This is a genomic window from Pseudonocardia sp. ICBG601, assembly GCF_020496245.1.
Map to the genome: position 1 here is coordinate 1 of NZ_JAHLJA010000129.1, position 4058 is coordinate 4058.

4 protein-coding genes and 4 pseudogenes are annotated in these 4058 nt (G+C 71.0%); all 8 read right to left on the reverse strand.

Annotated elements, in window-relative coordinates:
* Positions 1 to 458: MFS transporter (locus tag KPL57_RS27165; RefSeq protein ID WP_226353667.1), on the reverse strand; the 458-nt coding region annotated here is incomplete at its 3' end.
* A gap of 59 nt (positions 459 to 517) precedes the next feature.
* A pseudogene (locus KPL57_RS27170) lies at positions 518 to 727 on the reverse strand (amidohydrolase family protein); the annotation flags it as partial.
* A 140-nt stretch (positions 728 to 867) separates the two neighbouring features.
* The gene (locus KPL57_RS27175; RefSeq protein WP_226353669.1) at positions 868 to 1122 is read right to left on the reverse strand and encodes an amidohydrolase family protein; all 255 of its coding nucleotides are present in this window, start codon (positions 1120 to 1122) and stop codon (positions 868 to 870) included.
* 89 nt (positions 1123 to 1211) lie between these two features.
* A pseudogene (locus KPL57_RS27180) lies at positions 1212 to 1403 on the reverse strand (amidohydrolase); the annotation flags it as partial.
* Between the two features lie 212 nt (positions 1404 to 1615).
* A pseudogene (gene pafA / locus KPL57_RS27185) lies at positions 1616 to 2974 on the reverse strand (Pup--protein ligase).
* 96 nt (positions 2975 to 3070) lie between these two features.
* On the reverse strand, positions 3071 to 3202 hold the full coding sequence (locus tag KPL57_RS67450; protein ID WP_264198625.1) for a hypothetical protein: 132 nt from the start codon (positions 3200 to 3202) through the stop codon (positions 3071 to 3073).
* A 23-nt stretch (positions 3203 to 3225) separates the two neighbouring features.
* A pseudogene (locus KPL57_RS72815) lies at positions 3226 to 3543 on the reverse strand (siderophore-interacting protein); the annotation flags it as partial.
* Positions 3544 to 3583: 40 nt separating this feature from the next.
* Positions 3584 to 3913, reverse strand: coding sequence for a hypothetical protein (locus KPL57_RS27195; protein WP_226353670.1), 330 nt, complete (start codon positions 3911 to 3913; stop codon positions 3584 to 3586).
* Positions 3914 to 4058 lie beyond the last annotated feature (145 nt).

Here is a 4058-nt window from a genome sequence, read left to right on the forward strand (position 1 = left end):
CCGCGCTTGGCGGCCGGGTAGACCTCGCTGACGTAGATCACCGCGACGACCGTCATGGCTGAGAGTCCGGCGGAGGTCAGGATGCGGAAGACGCCCAGGGACACGATGTCCCAGGAGAACGCCGCGACCAGCGAGAACGCGCCGAAGAACAGCGTCGTGCGGACCAGGGCGGACTTGCGGCCCCAGCGGTCGGCCATCCAGCTCGCGGCGATGGAGCCGAGGAACATGCCCACGAACGACAGCGAGGTCACGTACGCGACCTGGGAGACGGTGACGCCCCACAGCTTGATCAGTCGGGGCGCCGTCGTGGCGAAGCTGTTGATGTCCGCGAACTCGAAGAAGTAGGCGAACGAGACGGCCAGGATGGTCGTCTTGTGGAACCGGGAGATCGGGAGCCGGTCGAGCCGGTTCGCGACGTTCGCGTCGTGCGCGACGTCGGAGGTCTGGGAGTCCTGCATGCTCAACGCCTTCGTCTCAGCAGGGATCGGTGGAGGGACGTGCGGGGGCGTGCCTGCGGTCAGACCTCGTCGGGCCAGTAGAGCCGCATCGGGTTCGTGACCAGGAGCTTCTGCCGCGCGTCGGCGGTGTCGGCGAGGCGGTGCGCGTGGTCGACCAGCAGCCCGTCGTCGGGCATGTGGTCCTTCAGGTTCGGGTGCGGCCAGTCGGTGCCCCACAGGACGCGGTCGGGCAGCTCGGCCACGGTGCGCCGCGCGAACGGCAGCACGTCGGTGTACGCGGGGGTCGGCTCGCCGGCAGGGCGCGCGGCCCGTGACGGTCAGCCGCTCCGGCAGCTCACCTTCACCCAGACGTCGTGGGCCGTGACGAAGCGGAGGAAGCGGTCGAAGTCCGGCCCGTCGACCGGCTTCGTCACGTCCGGACGGCCCATGTGGTCGACGACGACCGCACGGGCAGCGTCGCGAGGAAGCCCTCCAGCTCGGGCAGGTCGCTCGCCTCGAAGTAGACGACGACGTGCCAGCCGAGCGGGGCGATCTTCGTCGCGACGGTCGCGATGTCGTCCTTCGACGCCGCCGACGCCAGTCGCGCGAGGAACGTGAAGCGGACCCCGCGCACGCCCGCGGCGTCGAGCTCGGCCAGCTCGGCCTCGGAGACGTCCGGACGCACGGTGGCGATGCCGCGCGCGCGGTCCCGGCCGAGCGCACGGCGTCGACCATCGCGCGGTTGTCGGCGCCGTGGCAGGTGGCCTGCACGACGACGTTGCGGCGCACGCCGAGGTGGTCGCGCAGCGCGAAGAGCCGGTCCTTGCCCGCGTCGCAGGGGGTGTACTTCCGCCCCTCGGCGTACGGGAACTCGGCACCGGGACCGAAGACGTGGCAGTGCGCGTCGACGGTGCCCGGCGGCAGGGCGTGGACCGGGTGGACGGACCGTCGTACGGGTCCAGCCAGCCCGGGGTCTTCTCGAACTGCGCGCGCATCCGCCTGCTCCGGTGGGGTCGAGGTCGCTGTCGGACCTCACCCTCCCCCACCGACAGCATGGCGCAAGAATTGTTAACAATTTCGTCTGAGAAATCTCGTACGGTGGCCGACCGGCGCGGACAGCACACCGCCCCCGCCCGACGGAGGTCGGACGGGGGCGGTGAAGAGTGCTCTGCCGAGACCTAGAGCGACGCGATGAGCCGATCGACGCGCTCGTCGACCGAGCGGAACGGGTCCTTGGCACAGCACGGTGCGCTGCGCCTGGTCGTTCAGCTTGAGGTGCACCCAGTCGACGGTGAAGTCGCGCCCCGCCGCCTGGGCGGCGGCGATGAAGTCGCCCCGCAGCTTCGCGCGGGTGGTCTGTGGCGGGGTGTCCTTCGCGGCCTCGATCTCGCCGTCGTCGGTCACCCGGTCGACCAGGCTCTTGCGCTGCAGCAGGTCGAACAGGCCCCGACCACGACGGATGTCGTGGTAGGCCAGGTCTAGCTGGGCGATGCGCGGGTTGGCCAGGTCCATGTCGTCGCGCTTGCGGTAGCGCTCGATCAGCTTGTGCTTGATGGCCCAGTCGATCTCGCGGTCGATCAGCGAGAGTTCTGCGACTCGACGGCGTCGAGGTGCGGCCCCACAGCTCCAGCACGCGCTCGATCGTCGGGTCCTCGCTGCCGCGCGTGGCGACGTGCTCGACGGCGCGGGCGTGGTACTCGCGCTGGATGTCGAGCGCACTGGCCTCGCGCCCGCCCGCCAGGCGGACCGTGCGCCGCCCGGTGAGGTCGTGGCTGATCTCGCGGATGGCGCGGATCGGGTTGTCGAGCGTGAAGTCCCGGAACTGGACGCCCGCCTCGATCATCTCCAGCACGAGGTGCGTGGTGCCGACCTTCAGCAGCGTCGTGACCTCGGACATGTTCGAGTCGCCCACGATGACGTGCAGACGGCGGTAGCGCTCGGCGTCGGCGTGCGGCTCGTCGCGCGTGTTGATGATCGGGCGCGAGCGCGTGGTGGCGCTCGAGACGCCCTCCCAGATGTGCTCGGCACGCTGCGAGAGGCAGTAGACGGCGCCGCGCGGGGTCTGCAGGACCTTGCCCGCCCCGCAGATCAGCTGGCGCGTGACCAGGAACGGAAGCAGCACGTCGGCGATCCGGGAAAACTCGCCCGCCCGCGCGACGAGGTAGTTCTCGTGGCAGCCGTAGGAGTTGCCCGCCGAGTCGGTGTTGTTCTTGAACAGGTAGATGTCGCCGCCGATGCCCTCGTCGACGAGCCTGCGCTCGGCGTCGACGAGCAGGTCCTCGAGGATCCGCTCCCCGCCTTGTCGTGCGCGACGAGCTGCTCGAGCGTGTCGCACTCGGCCGTCGCGTACTCCGGGTGGCTGCCGACGTCGAGGTAGAGCCGGGCGCCGTTGCGCAGGAACACGTTCGACGAGCGGCCCCAGGAGACGACCCGACGGACAGGTACCGCGCCACCTCATCAGGTGAGAGCCTGCGCTGGCCGTGGAAGGTGCAGGTGACCCCGAACTCGGTCTCCACACCGTAGATCCGCCGCTGCATCCCCTCAGCCTAAGTGGTCGAGCGCGATCAGTGCGCGCCTTGCGGTCGACGGATTCCGGCGCGTCGAGCGATCCCCTCCGACCGGTCGGCCCCCGTTCAGAGCAGTCCCGCCTTCGCCAGACCGTCCTCGTAGAGGTCCATGACCTCCTCGTCGTCACGACCCGTCGACTCCGCGTCCTGCCAGATCCGCTCGTAGCGCTCGACGACTTCTCGTAGCGGGCGTTCCACCTCTCGGCGTCCTTGCGCCAGTACCCGAGCACGCCGTACTCCGCGACCGTGAGGCCGCACTCGTGGCGCAGGTAGCGGCGAGCGGCCCTGGTGGCCGAGGCCTCGCCCGCCACGTAGAGGTATCCCGGTTCGTCGGGACGCTGGAACGCCCGCGTCAGCTCGTCGAGCCGCGAGTGGCGCGCGAGGTCCGGGTTGTGCACCCACTCGACCTGCACGCCGGGGATCTCGCGGGCGTCGCGCTGCTCGGGGATCTCGATGACGGCCGACGTCCGGACGCCCTCGGGCGCCTGCGCTCCCGTGCGGACGAGCATCGGCAGCACGGTGAGGTCGCCGATCACGGCCTGCCAGCGCGCCTCGGCCGGCCTGCGGAACCAGCTTTGCTCACGGAGACGCCGACGACGTCGCCCACCGCGGCCCGGCGCGCCAGCTCGCGGCGATCCCGCCCTCGTGGCTGACCATCTCGAGCACGAGCCGCGGTCCGTCCGACCGCTGCTCGACGCCGCGCACGGTGTACCAGCGCCCGCGCGGGTCGAGCCCGCCCTCCGCCACGGGGACGTGCACGACGACCGCCTCGTCGGGAGCGCGCTGCGCGCCCCGCTCCTCCGACCAGCTCGCCAGCAGCGGCGCCAGGGCGTCACCGCCCAGCTCCACGCGGACGAGGCTGTGCGACACCGCCCCCACGTCGGACACGGTCAGCTCGACGACACCCATGCAGCCTCCCCGCTCGGAACTGAGGTGACCCTAACCTATCTGTCGGCGCACCGACGAATCGGTCAGCGTCCCGTAGGGTCGCCGAGTGCTGTCCAGATCCCTCTCCCGGCCGCGGCGCGCGGGCGACCAGGTCGCCGCGCTCGAC

Coding starts and splice junctions, on each gene's coding strand:
- KPL57_RS27195 (WP_226353670.1), bottom strand. CDS start 3,913: ATGGGTGTCGTCGAGCTGACCGTGTCCGACGTGGGGGCGGTGTCGCAC.